This window comes from Halosimplex pelagicum, assembly GCF_013415905.1.
GTDB lineage: Archaea > Halobacteriota > Halobacteria > Halobacteriales > Haloarculaceae > Halosimplex > Halosimplex pelagicum.
The window spans coordinates 2,417,544-2,432,024 of sequence record NZ_CP058909.1 but is presented as its reverse complement, the minus strand read 5'-3'; the positions used below and the strand labels follow the sequence as shown (position 1 = coordinate 2,432,024).

Here is a 14,481-nt window from a genome sequence, read left to right as displayed (position 1 = left end):
AAAACCTTCACTCTGGCTCTCACTCGGGGATTACCGGGCCGTCTTCGAGCAGTTCGCGGACCGGCGTAAGCTCTTCGAGAAGTGCGGCTGTCAGCGACTGTCCGTATTCGGAGAGTCGCATCCAGCCGTGGCACTCGACTTCTGTCGTGATGATGTACTGCGCGATTCGGCGCTGCGCTAACCCGCGTTCTGGGGTCACGTATCCGTAGTAATTCGGGTCCCAGTGGACGATCTCATCTCCACGGAATGGGACGTATCGCCGAATGTACGGAATATCGACTTCGTAGACTTCGTAGTGGCCGATTCCCCGCGAATCGACGCCGAGTAGCCGTTCACCAGCACGGTCGTTTTCTCCCTGGTCGATGGGCGCTGGCAGTTCCTCGGGATACTGGTCCGGGTGCGTTTCACCGAAGAAGATATCGCTGTACTGCGTCGTCGCTAACCAGTCGCTCTCTCGAATCTGGTCAGCGAACTCCTTGAACTCAGGTGTTCCCATTGCTGTGTTCGACTGTTCCACCACCTTGAACTCGCCCGTCTCTGCGAAGACGTCGGCGTCGTACTTCCAGAGTTCGTGACTGGGTCGGTGGTACAGTACCGTCCGGTCAGTACTGACGCCGAGGAGCCGCTCGTGATCCGCTCTGACTGGTGGGATCTCGTCAAGATCCGGTAAGTCCGCAGGCGTCGAAGGTAGTCCGTCCTGTTCTCCGTCCGCTCCGAAATCGCCGAGTGTTCGTGTTCTCGCCATCTGTAGTTACCTCGCGTCTCTCGCAACGTGGAACTTCACGGTGCCCTCTAACCGAAAGCACGGTGCGTTGATGCCGGGCTTGTACGGACGCCCATCGAAGACCAGTCCTCGCTCGACAGCTCGCGTGTTCAGCGGTTCCGGCTCGTGGAACGAGTCGCTCGCGTGGACGAACAGCGTCACTTCGTCGATACTCTCCGGTAGATCGACGACATCGAACGCCAGCCAGCCCACGTCTCGAATACTGTCGTTCAACTGGATGGTGTCAGCGTTCCAGCGGTCTCCGTCGTGAAGTTCCACTTCGTGCGTCTCGTCAGGGTCGCCCTCCTGGTCGTTGTGCCGACCACGCCAGATTCGGACGGTGACTGTTTCAGCGTCGGTCATCTGCTTTCACTCACTTGTTCACGGGGGTTAGTCGAAGTGATAGCCGACTTCCAGCGACCCGCCTTCGACTTTTTCGACGTCCTCGATGCAGCTGGTCCCGAGCGTTTCGATGAGGTCAGCGAAACCGTGGAGGTGCTCGACCCCGAAACTGGCCCCGATCGGGATCGGCGCGTCCGTCCGGTTCGTCACGACGATCATCGGTTCGTTGAAGCTCTCCATGCACTCGATGAGGTTCTCGACCGTACACCCCATTGGCGTCCCCTTGATATCATGTGAGACTTGGAGGGTGCTGTCGTCGGCCTCTTCGACCGCTTGCTTGAATTCCTCTACGTCCGAGTACTGTGTGAGTTTGCTTCCGTTCATGGTCAGTTTGAACTGCATGATTCGACCTGTACTCGGTCGAATCGCTCCTGGATGGTGCTCGGCTCCTCGTAGGCCAAGACGATCGCGTTGATGATAGTGCGGATGACCGGTTCGTTGATACCGGTGCCCTCGTCCTCGAGGGCGTCCTTGCCGTTCTTGTTCCACGCATCGACATCGACACCGGGTTTCGGGGCGACCCACTCGTTGACCGACCACATCACCCATTCGCCGCCCTGCCGGTCACGAACATAGACGTACCCGCTGTCCTCGACTTCCGCGTGTAGGAACAACTCTTCTGGCTTGTCGACGTCGGACTCGTACCACTGAACGAGGCTCTGCAGGAACGCCAGCACCTCGTTCGGATCGGCGGACTCCGTGATGTCTTGTTCGTACTCGCCGTCTTCGACGCGGTGAACGGCGTGTGTCTTGGTGAGGTGGGTTCGCCGGGAACTGGACCGTCGGTGGGGGAGCTGTTCGTCAGGCATCGGAGACGACTTTCATCTTCGCTGGGACAGCCTTACCTTGTCTCCAATCCGCGTAGAGATCCAGGATCGAGGCTTCCCATGTTCCGGCTCGCGCGTCCTGCGGGTTGTTGCACGTCGGGTCGTGGACGACGAGGGTCCCCGAAAACGCATCTACGGTGTGGACTTGGTGAGCCTCACCGTCGACTTCGTACGTGTCGCCGGTCTGCAGTTCCATCTCGTTGATTAGCGCCTCGCGGTACTCCTCGGGCTGAATTGGTTGGTGGAGTTCTTCGTCATACCAGTGACTGAACTCCTCTTCCGGTGTTTCTACTGACTTCATCTCACCCTCAACGGTGAATACAAACCCTCGGCGGCTCCCTTCCCGTCAAAGTAGTGGTGCTGTTCCGGGTAGTGGTAGTCAGTGGAGAGCTTTTGGCATATCGATGAATGCGATGAACGAGATGACACCACCCCCTTCGTTGCTGTCAGCTAACGCCTGTGTTGATGTCCAACCTGACTCGGTACCGGAGAAAACCATACTCTGCTGCGGTTGTGGTGGGAATAATTCGTCGAGGATGTCGTGGATGTCGTCAACAAGTGCAGCACTGCTAGCAGAGAGGTCTGCAAGCGAGGTGAGTTCTTTCCCGGAAGATGCCCGCTCAACATTGGAGATGTTCCCGTCGTGTATTTCGTCTACGTAGACTGTCCGGTCGATTTCTGCTGTGTCTATATGGATGAAGGACTCGATTTGGTCACCCATGAAATTGAAATCCAGGGTGATGTTCTCGGTAGGGGATGCAGTTACGTTAGTTCTACTGTGTTTGTCGGTGAAGTAGATCTTACGGTGCAGTCCCTCTATCAGAGCGGTTTTCGTTTCATCATCGAGTGGCGATTCGAGCCGTGCTTCGAGGGATGGTAGTTCGGAGACTTGCTTGGGTTCTGGGCTACGCATCACGTCAAGTGTGGCGTGTGCTAACTTCAGTTTGTCAGCTGCCCGGCTTTGGTACTTTCGTACAGCCCCCGAGGATTGGTCGGAGTCGAGGATCTGAGTCATGATCGAGGCGGTTTGGTCGACGGAGTATGAGGTGCCGAGATGGAATGCGAGGAATTCCCGTTCAGTATAGCGGGACTCAACCACTCGTTTTCCGACGGTATATATCGTATCAGCGATAGCGGATTCGATGAGGTCCGTTTTGCGGTCCTCGCCATCAGCTATCTCCGCGAGGAGGTCTTCTGTGGCTTCTATCCTCGATAGTGCTTTCCAATGGACTCTGATAGTGGGCTCGTCACCAGTGTTCGGGTTGTACCGAACCCACCAGGATTCGCTTGTATGTTCGACGATATCGTTCACAAGTTCGACCGCTGGGGAGTTGCGTTGGCCCTTCCATTGCTGAAGTGCGCCTTGGGATTTCCATTCTTTGGTGAGTTCGTCGTCGGCGGCGTGGATGGCTATGAGGAGGGCTTCCGTGTCAAGGTTCAGGTCGCCGAGGGTCGCGAGTAGGTGGTTTGTCTCTTCGAGTTCGGCGAGACGGTATTTGTCTCGTTCCATACCGAGACAGTATTGGTCTCGATCCATAAGTGTTGGGGTGGTCGGTAGAGCCATACTCATCCAGTAACCAGCTACAAGCTACCCATCACCCACACAGATGGAGAGAATTCTGCAAGGCCGCAGAAGCGTGCCATCAAGCGTGTTGAACGGGCTCCTAGCCGTGATGATGTGAACATCACCACGGCCCTCGAAGTTGTCGGCTCCGAAAGGAGCGGCATCAGTGTTCGCTGTACCTCTGTATTACAGGGGGAAGACGAGCATGGAGGTAGCGTACGTAACGACAGCGAAGACTAGCCCGAGGAAGACGCGCTTGTTGAAGTACCCCGACCTATCGCTGTTGCTTCGCGCTGCCGCTTTATGTGAACGGCTCATTCTATTCTCTACTTTGCACCCCTCGCCTAAAGAAGTAAGTGTCTCTGTGGGGAATACGCGAGTAAGGATGGATTGTTGTCGATGTGGAACAGAGAACGCCTGCTATCGGGCAGTCGTTGGCGTTCGCGGTGAAGGTCTTCTTGGTGTCTTCTGTCTCTCGTGCGTCCAGGAGACGATCGCGGGACTGGATGATGCCTTTCGCGGACCGCATGAAGGTTGTTCAATCTGTGATGGTGAACGGGCTTACGATCTCTTCGCCGTTGAGTGTATCGTCGAATCAAACGACGAAGTGGATATTGAGTATGACTACTCAGAAGGAATAGTTCACTTCTGCCATACTTACATCGGACTGTTGGCTCCGCTTGACGAATTGGAGCCGGCCATACGGTCGGGGAGCCTGCTACGTCGTAGCCGGGTTTAGAGGAAGTCCGACAGTTCCTGTCGCGTCTTCTGGTCGACGCTCCCGATCACCGCACGGGCCTCGCCTACGGGGTCGAAGATGACCCTCTCCTGCCGCTCGTATCCCATCTGGTTCGGCATTGAGGTTCCGTGGTACGTTATTTCGATCACCTCGCCGCCCGGTTTGAGCAGGTGGTCGAACCCGCGCTTCGCGATTGCCGCGTGGCCAATCTGCGTCTTCTCACCGGGGCCGGGCGTATCGAATGGCAGTTCGGAGAGATCGATGTCGTGCGTTCCCTCTTTGCTGACTTGATGGACGTGCTCGCCCTGGTATCTCAGATTCGACTGATACAGCGACCAGGGAGGATCGAAGATGATCCGGTCGATGCTTTTGCTTTCGAGGTTATCCAGCCCTGCAAGCTCGGCGACGTCGACGTGGAAGTCGGCGTCTCGCTCTTCGTTGATGTCGTTTCGGAGAATCTCTCCGTCTGGGGGCGGTGTGAGTTCTGTCTCGCCAGCGCAGGCGTTCAAGATGGTTTCACCCTCTTCGAAGGAATTCTCTACCCAGTCGCGGATCGTATCGTCCTCGAATGTCCACTTCGAGAACGGACTAACCGGGATGAAGTGCGTCTCGACGTTTTGAGCGCCGGTAGGCAACCCTCGCGATACGGGTTCCGAATCCGGTTCCGATTCCTGTGGTTCGCCGACGGGCAGTGGGGCGTATAGAGTGGCGTCAACGCCGGCGTCGGAAAGTGCTGGACCGACCCTTGCGAGGTCCGCCGCGTCTGGACCTTCCGGGGTATCGATCCGCTTGAGCAGCGCGTCGGGGTCTGCGTCTATATCGTCGATTTCGATGGTGAGCTGGCCGACGGATAGATACGCGGAGTCGCCGACCTCGCGAAGCGCCCCTTTCTCCAGGTGAATGAGTTCTCCAAGTTCGATCGCACCGGCGAGAGCGCAGATGTTGTCGATCCGATGGGGCGCGTCCTTGCTGGGCTGGACGAACCCGTCTGCGAGATCCGTCGCGACCGCACATGGTTCCAGGTCGAATATATCGTGCCCGTGGCGGATGTTCGTAACCCGGTAGATCCGATTTTCGTCGGGGGCGTAGAACCGCTCGTCCGCTTCGGTGTAGTGGCTGTACCAGATTCGGTCCTCCTCGATTCGCGACGGCCAGTATGGGTCGAGTTCGGGAGGGCAATCCTCACGAGAAAACGATCGTTGGTCGTCTCTGTTGTCCGTTCCGCCTGACTGGTTGGATGCTGATTTTGACATTGTGTGGTCTCCTGTACTGAACAGTCCTCTGCCGGCCCCGGCTACTCCCCGCCGCCGCGCCAACACTCGGCCCCGGCCTGAACGCTCACGATGGCCCCGTCCTGAGATACACCCCGGCTCCGCCCCGAACGGCCCGCCTACGGCAACGGGGGGAGGGAAATATTTCGCCATCTCCTCCACCTAACCTACCAACCCCCATCGCTTAGATGGTCTTCGAGAGTGTGTCGAGGAGTGCGTCTTTTGCTGCGTTGCAGGATTTTGTGATGGTTTCGCCGTATCGTTCGCCTTCGAGGGTCAGCGATTGGCCGTCGGCGATGTAGATGTCGACATAGTGCGCTGGCGAGCCGTTCGTGAGCCGAACGTGGTCGTCGTAGACGTACGTCGACATGGCTGAGTTGTAGTTTTCGTCGAGCCAGTTCTGGATCGTTTCGAGTGTAAGAGTCGATGAACTACTGGACATAATCTATCCAAACTCCACCTGAAATCGGGGGGTAGAAACCATCTCTCTACCTGTCGATGTTGTAGACGTACTCGGCGTCGTCGAACAACCATGAGAGGAAGTACCACTTGTTTTCGTCAGTGATGAGTGCGAGTAAGGCCATCAGAGTGAATATCCCAACGGCACTTGCACCTTCCATTCCTCTCGAACCGACATACCAAGCGAATCCGAAGACAACGATGGTTAGAACAAACAGCAGGAACCCGCCGATGACTCGCCTGATGATTTTACTTCGGGCGTAGTCGGACGCTTCTCGCACTATCCCACGATGGACGAGGGTGTTGCTGGCCGCTCCGAAACACCGCGCTACTCCGGCGAGGGGACTACTCATAACACGTCCCTCTTTTCGGAGCAACCAGTGAAGTTTGTTTTGGCGATTTCACCACAGTCTGTAACTCCTCTATCCAAACTGGGAGGCAGAAATCCTCTCAGAGGCCAGCGACGAGTAGGGTGTCGGTGAAACTCAGCAAGATCTACTGAACCCAAGGGATTATGCCCCGTTCCCTGCTATGCACAGCCACCCCAGTCTGAGACGAAGCTGATGGTGTCCATATGACCGGCCAATCTCAACAGCACGGGTATTGGGCCGATATATTCCCATTTGACCCGTATCAGAAACAAGTCCGTGGAATCAACGAGGCGATAGACACGCTCCAAGATAACGGCCTGTACCTGCTTGAAGGGGCGTGCGGGACGGGTAAAACCCTCATGTCGCTGACCGCTGGCTTATCGATGGTCCGCGACCCCAACACGAAATTCCAGCGCCTTTTCGTAGTCACGTCAAAGAAACAGCAGCTCCGAGCCTTCGAGGATGATCTTGATTCGATCAACACGCATACCGACGAACACTTCCAAGGACTCTCGTTAGTCGGAAAACCCGACGTTTGTCCGTACGTCCAGACCGGCCACATCGACCAAGACGAGATCTACCACCGCTGTCTCGAACTCCGAGAGAACATGGATCGCCTGCTGTCCGAGGCGGTCGATGAAGGCCGAGCTGACCGTCGCGTCGACGCGGCATACGGACTTGCGGCCCGCGTCAGCGTTGATGATGATCCCTTTGAGGATCAGATGTCCGTCGCCGGCGTCGACACGCCCTATACCGAGGGCATCCCCGAAGCGATGGGCGAGGAATACTGCCCGTTCTACGCGGAATACTTTGTCAACGACTACAAGGACAAAAGCGCGGTGAAGATACATCACGGAACGACGGCGAGGGAGACTTTACGGAACGGCGCGAAACAGGGCACGTGCCCACACGCGGCGATGAAGCAGATGGTCGACGATGGGGATGTTCTCATCGGGAACTACAGCCACGTCTTCTCGCCGCAGACCGTCGAAAACTTCACCGGCGGGCTGATTGATGAATCGACAATTCTGATCGTCGACGAAGCACACGAGATGGTGAACAAGGTCCGAGATGAGCTATCGTATTCGGTGACGATGGAAACGCTTCGGTACGCGATCCGTGATGTCGATATGGTCCTGAAGTGGCTCGACGGAAAGGGCCACGGCGGGAAGGTTCGTATCGCGAAAAGCATCGTCGAGAACGCTGATTACGGACGGAGTGAACTGCAAGGGCTACGGCGGTTCCTCTCTGCGACCTACGATCTGTTCGCCGATCAGATCGACCAGCACCTCACCAAATCGTACGGGAGTCGGTGGGAAGACTCGATTATGCCCGACTCCGTATCCGAAGACTCGGTCAGCATCCAACGAGAGAACGGTGACGTACTGGACGACTGGGTCCAGAAGAACGGCGTCGAAAGTGACTGGACGCGAGCCCTCCACCTTGGGTACGCAGTCGCCTATATCCGCCAGCGGATCATGAAGAAAATCGACCAGACCACACCCGAGGGCGACCTCGCCATCGAGCGCGTCCGCGAGCTGATGAACAGGTGGCTCATCGGCAACTACACCGAATACTTCCGCGAACTCAAACTGAACCCACGACGGAACGCGAAGACAGACGAGGAGCTTACCGATCGGGAGTGGCAACGAGCGTTCCGAGCGGAAATCCGCGTTAACAACTGCATCCCGCAGGACGAAATCGCTGGAACGCTGGACTCTTTCGGCGGCGCGATCGTCATGTCGGCTACCCTCGCACCGCTGGATGTCTACAAGGAGGTCACGGGGATCAGGAAACTGAAGCACGGCGCTCAACCATCTGAGACGCTGGTGACGAAGGCAGTCGACCGCTACGAGAAACTGCGGAACGGCGGCCAAGAGACAGAGGAGAACGACGACGATGAGGATGAGGAACGAACACCCCCAGAGGAACGCGCTCGACACGTTTCAACCTCCATGTTCGGGATGGACTTCCCCAAGGAAAGGCGGGCAAGTATCGCCGTGAACGCCCCGAAGTTCACATGGAGTGAGCGATGGCCACCGGAGGAGAACCAAAGCCTGCGGACCGTCTATCGGAACGTCCTCACGGATGTAGCGAAGACGACGCCGGGGAACGTCTTGGTGTTCATGCCGAGCTACCAGGAGGCGGAGTGGGCAGCGGAGGTCCTTGAGAACACAACGGCGGTCAACAAGCCGGTACTGGCTGACGAGAGTAGTTCGGACGCGACGACCGAGCAGCTGAAGCGGAAGTTCTTCGATGGTGGTGGTAAAATCCTCGCGACGGGACTTCGAGGGACGCTAACTGAGGGTGTTGACTTCGATGGCGACAAACTCCGAGCGGTAGTGATCTGCGGCGTCCCGATCTCGAATACTGGAACGGAATTGGCGAACGCGATCCAGAAAGCCTACTCTTCTCGCTTCGGGGACTGGCTCGGATTCCAGTATGCGTTCACCGTCCCGGCGGTACGGAAGACGCGGCAAGCACTGGGGCGCGTAATTCGGGGTGATGATGACGTTGGTGTTCGAGTTCTTGTCGACGAGCGGTACACCGAAGCGGCTGGCAAGTCGAGTGTGCTTTCGCACTTCCCCGATTACTCACGCGAAGAATTTCAAGAGACCGAACCTAATGGGTTAGAACGCAACCTCCAGCAGTTCTGGTCGCAGTTCTAAAACTCAGTAAATTTCGTCTTCGATAGCATCGCCGATCTTCTCCATACTGTCTGGAAGTCGTCCTACGAGTCCGTCGTTGAATTGCTCTTGAGAGAATACTGTGTGTTGACCATCCCCTGTGGCTCCGGTCGGGAGATCTTCTTGGTCTACCGTTTCCGTCTCTGATGCTTTGCCCATAGCTTGTGCTCGAATCGTGGAGGTGACGTCGTCCAGCTTCCGAAGCGTCTCGTTGTGGAGGTTTGAGTCGTTTTTGAATATCTTGACTGCTACCTCAGCGATAGCTAGATAGACGCCTTCGATTGAGGCCTCGTCAAGAGTCGGCAGATTCCTGATTTCTCCGCCCCTTGCCCGGACTACTGCGGCACAGTATATTGCTGGTAGCCTGTCACCCGCGTTGGAGGTGATGTATTCGTTTTCCTGTACCTGCCTGAATTCTTCGTAGAACCCGAACGCCCCAGTGACTACACCGACCTGCAGAATTTCGTCTCCATCTCTTTCAACGACTTCTGTGTTCACCATGTACCGGTCATCTATCTGGTGATATGGGAGGTGGTAATAGGGGACAGTAGCCCGCCCAGTATCCCAGTAGTTGTGCCCGTCGGTCTCCGGCCCGAATTCAGGCAGGTAGTTGATGCAGGTGTTTGGAACGTCGTTAGAGACCGTGTTGCGGGTGAGGCTGGCCATCACCTGTTGTCCGGGGTCTCTTTCACCCTCTTCGGAACTCCCGAGTTTGATTATTTGGCTCTCTTGAACGTCCGGTTGTCCTTCCTGGTCATGACGTTCCCTGATGATCTGGTTGATGGCTTCAGTCGGGCCGGTCATGTCATCTGCTGCAATCCGGTGTTCGATTTCTTCCCGCAGGCTATCATGGCAGGCACCGTTCCTGAGTAACTTCGAGTAGTAGACTGCCATCAACGTGCGATAGGTGATGTCAGCGATCTTGTCTGGTTGGTAGCTCTCAGGCAAGAGCAGACTACTTCCGTAGAGTTCATCATCCTCAAACGGGCTGTTTGAGCTCTCCTCGAAGTCTTTTCTCTCAGCCAATTCTTTGCAGGCGGCCCCTAGGCTGGCGAGGTAGTCTGCGCCAGTTGCAGTGTAATTTTCACCCCAATCAGTACAGAACCATCCGGTTTTCAGTAATGCGGCTTTGATTTCTGGCGGGATTTCTCGCGTGTCAGTTTTCGCAGCCACTTTGTTCTGCTCTTCGTCGATAACCCGGTATGCGAACCGTTCCACCATTGAACCATCGTCGTCGGTGAGTTTGACGACGATATCCCCATACTTTGGCCCGATAACGACCACGTCTAACCCTTGGTATTCCGGGGGGAGGATTAGTTCAGGCGGTTCTTCTGGGAGTGCCTCTTCTGGGTTAGATCGCTCTGCTGTGCCTTCTTCTACGAGCGGACACTCGGACGATTTGGGGGTTGGTTTCAGGGACAAATCCTCTACTGGAAAGACAGTCTTACCCATTGAATGTATGTTTGGCACCATCCCCTTCAATTTTTGCCCGATCCGCCGGTATAGCTTCTGAGTAGTACTATTTCCTCAACTCTGTACTCACCCCAAGAAGCTGGCAACCCTGCCGGTTACGGTGAGGGAGTATCACGATGCGGCGTGCGCGATCAACCCGACTAAAACCACGGTAAATCCCGTTCCCAACAGAACCGGAACCGACGGAAGGAATCCGAGGAGCCCCCCTCCACCGCTTCCGCTGTTTCCAGTAGGTGCCGTCGTACTCGCGTTAGTGTCAGTGTCTGTTTCGCCCCCAGGGGTCGCCGTCGCGTTCGTATCAGTATCCGTTCCACTCTCAGCGGTAGCCGTCGCCGTATCGCTTGGAGTGGCCGTCGCTGAGGGCTGTGGCGCTATCGTCCCGTTCGTCTCATCGTGCTGTACCGCGATCTTGTACTTTACCGAAGCGTTCTGTGGAACCTCGACGTCTAACTTCGTAGAGGCTGTCTTCCCGGCCTCGACGCTGAGATTTATCGTCTTCTCGACCGACCCGTTCAGCTTGAATGTGGCTTTGGCTGTTCCGTTTGCGTGCCCGATGTTCTTGATTGTGGGTTTGAGAGTTCGCTTCTCGTCAGATGGAGCGATGATCGTCTCCTTCGGGACAGTCTCGAATTTATGCACAGCCGTTGCGTTCGTTTTTACCGTGACTGAGCGGTTGTGATCCGGTGTTGAAACCGTGAGTTTGTGTTGGGGGTGGTATTCGGGTTTCGTGTGGTACGCGAAAGTGACGTTCTTCTCACTCCGGTTCCCGAGCTTCACCCGCTTCTTATCAACGATCGTCGTCTCGTTCGTCCCGTTCTTCGAGACCGCCAGCTGGACGGTCTGGTTCTTCGTATCGGTTCCGTAGTTCTCTACCTTCGCTGTAACATCCACCTTCTCGTACTCGGAGACGTTTTTCGGAGGATAGACCTTATCCACAGCCAGAATCGGCAGCCGAACAGCTATCTTCTGAGCGTCCTCGGCCTCACCCGGCCCAGAGACCGTCGCAAGAACAGATGGCACATCACCACCGTTCGTCTTGTAGGTGAAGTTCACTTCCGTCTTTCCCCCACGCTCTAAGGAGACGAGTTCGGTATCGGTGACGGAACCGTCAGCGAGGAAATCGATTGCGTAGGTCTTCTCGTGTGAACCGCCGATCCGGTTGAGAACAGCGGAGACTGAAATCTCTTCTCCGAACGAGACAGCGCGATCGGCGCTTTGAATGTCGATTCGGAAGTCCGGTTTATCGATCGGCGCTGTGACCGTATCACTATCATCAGGTGTCTTTGCCGTTAACTCGACACCGGGCGCATCTTTGGATCGTGTGAAGTATTGGAGGTCGAGCTTCTGCGTCTCGCCGGGATCGAGTTCCACTATCCGCGGACTTTGTCCCCGGCCGTCGACTTCTATATCAATAATCTCCTCCCCACTCTCGTGACCAATGTTTCCGACCTTAACGGTGACCTCCATCACCTCACCTTCACCAACGTTGCTCGTGTTGAGGATGTCAATCACGAACTCGTGGTCGTTGAAGGTATTGCGGTTGATTTCGACGTTTTCGCCTTCTTCAGTCTTGACGTTTCGCCCACTTTCTGTCTCGATATTGCTCCCGTTTACGACGACTTTTTCGACTGTTCCGTTGTCGTATCGCGCCCGGATATCTGGAGTTTCGTCGAATACACCGACGCTACCGCCGCCCTCAACGATGACGTTTTGACCTGTCCGCGTAACGACGTTGTCATCACGTACAATGACAGATTCTGTCTTCTCTAAGCCGTTCAGCCAATAGACTCGGATAAGTTTTCCTACGGGTTCGCCGTAGCCGACCTGTTTTCCGCTTACAACGTTTCCGTCTCCGTTTACTACGACGGAACTGTTATCGACTGCTTCGGACTCGTCGACGAGTGGAGTGTCGTCTCCGTATTCTGGTGTTGGGGAGTCTGAGGATGAATACGTGGTTGCAGTGGCGGTTCCAACTGCTCCTGCGAGGAGGAGCGACGATACAAGCAAGGTGAGCAAGGTTGTGGAAATAACCTGCTCTCTGGACTGGCCGGTCGCGAATAATTGGTCAAATGGCATGATTGTATCTGGTGGGATAATATCCCTCTTCTTGGTGTTGGCTGTCTCGACTGAGCCTGTATGGATACGTGCAAGGCAAGATTACAAATATCTGGTGGGGTTCGACGGTTTGAAAATCGGAGGTTGGGGTTCCAGTACTGGTCTACGCTTAGCGACACCTGATAACCGGGTCACTCGTCAGTCTCGGTGTTTGTGTCGGTTCCAACTCCTGTGACTTCGGATTCGAGTTCGTTCAACTGTTCGCGGAGAATATCGGTCTCCTCGTTGACCCGCTCCTGGGCGCGTTCTAACTGACTTTCGAGGCTATCGATACGCCCTCTGATACTGCTGAAGTCATCTGCTGCTACCGCTTTGACGATTTGCTCGGCGGTTTCGAGCTGTGCGATTCGTTCGTCGTCGATAGGCGGGTAGAGGTGAAGGTCGGAGTCAGCGATCTTGTCGAAACTCTCGGCTTTCTCACGGAGCTTCCGCTTCTCACGGCCGATCTTGTGTTCGATCTCTTCGTTGACGCCTTCGTCGTACCCCCGCCGGCGTGCTTCCTTGATGTCACTGTAGCCGAAATTGGAGTCGCCTCCCAGAGCTTTCCGCAAGAACTTCGCGAAGAATCTCCGGTCAGGTTCAGCGTCTTGGAGGGCGTTGAGGTCTGATTCAACGAGTTTCCATAACTGGCCGCTCGGCTTGAGCTCGAATAGCCCCCACCCGTCAGGGAGTTCGGATTCTTCGACGATACCCCGTCGACCGGCGACAACGTACCATTCGTCACAGAGTTCGACGAAGGTGTCCGCCTTTTCGGAGTCGCGCTTTTCCGAGAGCCAATCGGAGCGACTGGCTTTAAACTCGAAGCCCACCAGTTTGAAGTTCCGGCTTGCGCTCGTATTGAGGGCTAAACAGTCGGCACGACGGCCATTCCGCTCGTACTGATACTCGAAGACCAGCGCCCACGTCGGCGGGTCGAATCGGCGCTTCACGGAGTACTTGATCTTCGATGTCACCTCCTGGTCTGTGAGTTCGTTTTCTGCTTTCTCGTTCAGTGATGTGAACTCGTCGTACTCAGCTTCGGTAAAGTGGATCGGCTGGTACTCTTCGTCTTCACCGCTCTCCTGTCCGGCGGCGGCATCTTCGCTCGGTGACTCGGGTTCGCTCGTGTCACTCATCGTCTAATCAGCTGCTGTTTCCTCGGTCTCGTCTTCGGTTTCCTTGACCTGCTCGAGTTCGTCGGGGTAGAACGCGGGAAAGTCCTCATCTCGACTGGGTAGGTCGAGTGTGACAGTCCGCCCGTTCGTTCCTTGGACCTCACCTTCTTCGCCCGTCTCAAGGACACGGACTCTGTCTCCACGGTCGAAGTGGCGATAGGCATCGATGGCTGGCTGGTCGATCTCGAAGTCCCAGACTTGGAACTTGATGTCGGGAATCGGCGAACCGTCGGTCGCAACGGTACGGAACAGGTCTTCTCGCCCTTCGACTGGATGCAGTTCGAGTCTGATACCGACCGATTCCTCTCCAGCCGGCTCGTACGTGAGCCCAGGAACGAGCCCCCGCTCCCCTTTCCCAAGTTCGGCGTAGACGTTCGCTCGCTCTACGATACCGTTGGAGGGTGCCGGTGTAACCGACCACTGATCACGGACGTTCGTCGCGACCCGTGCGGGCTCGCCATCGTACCAGATGACGAACGCCCGGTCCCACGGTTCGTGTTCCCTGATGTACTCCGACCACGGAGGTTCGAGTGTGTCCAAGAGTTCTTCCGTGGTGTTGGTTCCTTGAGCGAGGATACGAAAGCCCTCACCCGCTTCATTGATCGCACTGATGACCGTTTGAATGCCATCTTCTGCTGTCGAATCCATGTTTTGTG

Annotated in this window: 14 protein-coding genes; 1 reads left to right on the top strand and 13 read right to left on the bottom strand. The window is 56.0% G+C overall.

From position 1 onward, the window contains the following. Window positions 1-19 precede the first annotated feature (19 nt). The 9 genes from HZS54_RS11955 to HZS54_RS11915 form a co-directional block, all read right to left on the bottom strand. Window positions 20-745, bottom strand: coding sequence for a hypothetical protein (locus HZS54_RS11955; protein ID WP_179922750.1), 726 nt, complete (start codon window positions 743-745; stop codon window positions 20-22). Between the two features lie 6 nt (window positions 746-751). Further along, complete coding sequence (locus HZS54_RS11950) at window positions 752-1,126, bottom strand: hypothetical protein (protein ID WP_179922749.1); 375 nt, start codon at window positions 1,124-1,126, stop codon at window positions 752-754. 27 nt (window positions 1,127-1,153) lie between these two features. Further along, on the bottom strand, window positions 1,154-1,507 hold the full coding sequence (locus HZS54_RS11945) for a hypothetical protein (RefSeq protein ID WP_179922748.1): 354 nt from the start codon (window positions 1,505-1,507) through the stop codon (window positions 1,154-1,156). Next, entirely contained in the window at window positions 1,492-1,974 is a 483-nt protein-coding gene (locus HZS54_RS11940; RefSeq protein WP_179922747.1) for a hypothetical protein, read from the bottom strand. Before HZS54_RS11940 ends, HZS54_RS11945 begins: the two co-directional genes overlap by 16 nt. Continuing rightward, window positions 1,967-2,293: a hypothetical protein gene (locus tag HZS54_RS11935; protein WP_179922746.1), complete on the bottom strand. Its 327-nt coding sequence runs from the start codon at window positions 2,291-2,293 to the stop codon at window positions 1,967-1,969. Before HZS54_RS11935 ends, HZS54_RS11940 begins: the two co-directional genes overlap by 8 nt. A 78-nt stretch (window positions 2,294-2,371) precedes the next feature. Next, window positions 2,372-3,502, bottom strand: coding sequence for a hypothetical protein (locus HZS54_RS11930; protein ID WP_179922745.1), 1,131 nt, complete (start codon window positions 3,500-3,502; stop codon window positions 2,372-2,374). 789 nt (window positions 3,503-4,291) lie between these two features. Continuing rightward, a complete protein-coding gene (locus tag HZS54_RS11925) occupies window positions 4,292-5,548 on the bottom strand; it encodes a hypothetical protein (RefSeq protein ID WP_179922744.1) in 1,257 nt (418 codons plus the stop codon). Window positions 5,549-5,750: 202 nt separating this feature from the next. After that, complete coding sequence (locus HZS54_RS11920; protein ID WP_179922743.1) at window positions 5,751-6,008, bottom strand: hypothetical protein; 258 nt, start codon at window positions 6,006-6,008, stop codon at window positions 5,751-5,753. 46 nt (window positions 6,009-6,054) lie between these two features. Further along, window positions 6,055-6,378 carry a hypothetical protein gene (locus tag HZS54_RS11915; RefSeq protein WP_179922742.1) on the bottom strand — a complete coding sequence of 108 codons (324 nt, stop codon included), beginning with the start codon at window positions 6,376-6,378 and terminating at the stop codon, window positions 6,055-6,057. A gap of 221 nt (window positions 6,379-6,599) precedes the next feature. On the opposite strand from HZS54_RS11915, the gene HZS54_RS11910 reads away from it, so the two are divergent. After that, window positions 6,600-9,065 (top strand): ATP-dependent DNA helicase, encoded by a 2,466-nt coding sequence (locus HZS54_RS11910; protein ID WP_179922741.1) that lies wholly within the window; start codon window positions 6,600-6,602, stop codon window positions 9,063-9,065. 3 nt (window positions 9,066-9,068) lie between these two features. On the opposite strand, the gene HZS54_RS11905 is transcribed toward HZS54_RS11910, so the two are convergent. From HZS54_RS11905 to HZS54_RS11890, 4 genes are all read right to left on the bottom strand, one after another. Next, a complete protein-coding gene (locus HZS54_RS11905) occupies window positions 9,069-10,535 on the bottom strand; it encodes an acyl-CoA/acyl-ACP dehydrogenase (RefSeq protein WP_179922740.1) in 1,467 nt (488 codons plus the stop codon). Between the two features lie 132 nt (window positions 10,536-10,667). After that, window positions 10,668-12,632 carry a hypothetical protein gene (locus HZS54_RS11900; RefSeq protein ID WP_179922739.1) on the bottom strand — a complete coding sequence of 655 codons (1,965 nt, stop codon included), beginning with the start codon at window positions 12,630-12,632 and terminating at the stop codon, window positions 10,668-10,670. Window positions 12,633-12,802: 170 nt separating this feature from the next. After that, the gene (locus HZS54_RS11895) at window positions 12,803-13,786 is read right to left on the bottom strand and encodes a YggN family protein (protein ID WP_179922738.1); all 984 of its coding nucleotides are present in this window, start codon (window positions 13,784-13,786) and stop codon (window positions 12,803-12,805) included. Window positions 13,787-13,789: 3 nt separating this feature from the next. Continuing rightward, the gene (locus HZS54_RS11890) at window positions 13,790-14,473 is read right to left on the bottom strand and encodes a hypothetical protein (RefSeq protein WP_179922737.1); all 684 of its coding nucleotides are present in this window, start codon (window positions 14,471-14,473) and stop codon (window positions 13,790-13,792) included. Window positions 14,474-14,481: the final 8 nt, after the last annotated feature.

What these genes read in the sequence shown, in the direction of transcription:
- HZS54_RS11955 (WP_179922750.1), bottom strand. Translation starts at nt 745, where the DNA reads ATGGCGAGAACACGAACACTCGGCGATTTCGGAGCGGACGGAGAACAG.
- HZS54_RS11950 (WP_179922749.1), bottom strand. Translation starts at nt 1,126, where the DNA reads ATGACCGACGCTGAAACAGTCACCGTCCGAATCTGGCGTGGTCGGCAC.
- HZS54_RS11945 (WP_179922748.1), bottom strand. Translation starts at nt 1,507, where the DNA reads ATGCAGTTCAAACTGACCATGAACGGAAGCAAACTCACACAGTACTCG.
- HZS54_RS11940 (WP_179922747.1), bottom strand. Translation starts at nt 1,974, where the DNA reads ATGCCTGACGAACAGCTCCCCCACCGACGGTCCAGTTCCCGGCGAACC.
- HZS54_RS11935 (WP_179922746.1), bottom strand. Translation starts at nt 2,293, where the DNA reads ATGAAGTCAGTAGAAACACCGGAAGAGGAGTTCAGTCACTGGTATGAC.
- HZS54_RS11930 (WP_179922745.1), bottom strand. Translation starts at nt 3,502, where the DNA reads ATGGAACGAGACAAATACCGTCTCGCCGAACTCGAAGAGACAAACCAC.
- HZS54_RS11925 (WP_179922744.1), bottom strand. Translation starts at nt 5,548, where the DNA reads ATGTCAAAATCAGCATCCAACCAGTCAGGCGGAACGGACAACAGAGAC.
- HZS54_RS11920 (WP_179922743.1), bottom strand. Translation starts at nt 6,008, where the DNA reads ATGTCCAGTAGTTCATCGACTCTTACACTCGAAACGATCCAGAACTGG.
- HZS54_RS11915 (WP_179922742.1), bottom strand. Translation starts at nt 6,378, where the DNA reads ATGAGTAGTCCCCTCGCCGGAGTAGCGCGGTGTTTCGGAGCGGCCAGC.
- HZS54_RS11910 (WP_179922741.1), top strand. Translation starts at nt 6,600, where the DNA reads ATGACCGGCCAATCTCAACAGCACGGGTATTGGGCCGATATATTCCCA.
- HZS54_RS11905 (WP_179922740.1), bottom strand. Translation starts at nt 10,535, where the DNA reads ATGGGTAAGACTGTCTTTCCAGTAGAGGATTTGTCCCTGAAACCAACC.
- HZS54_RS11900 (WP_179922739.1), bottom strand. Translation starts at nt 12,632, where the DNA reads ATGCCATTTGACCAATTATTCGCGACCGGCCAGTCCAGAGAGCAGGTT.
- HZS54_RS11895 (WP_179922738.1), bottom strand. Translation starts at nt 13,786, where the DNA reads ATGAGTGACACGAGCGAACCCGAGTCACCGAGCGAAGATGCCGCCGCC.
- HZS54_RS11890 (WP_179922737.1), bottom strand. Translation starts at nt 14,473, where the DNA reads ATGGATTCGACAGCAGAAGATGGCATTCAAACGGTCATCAGTGCGATC.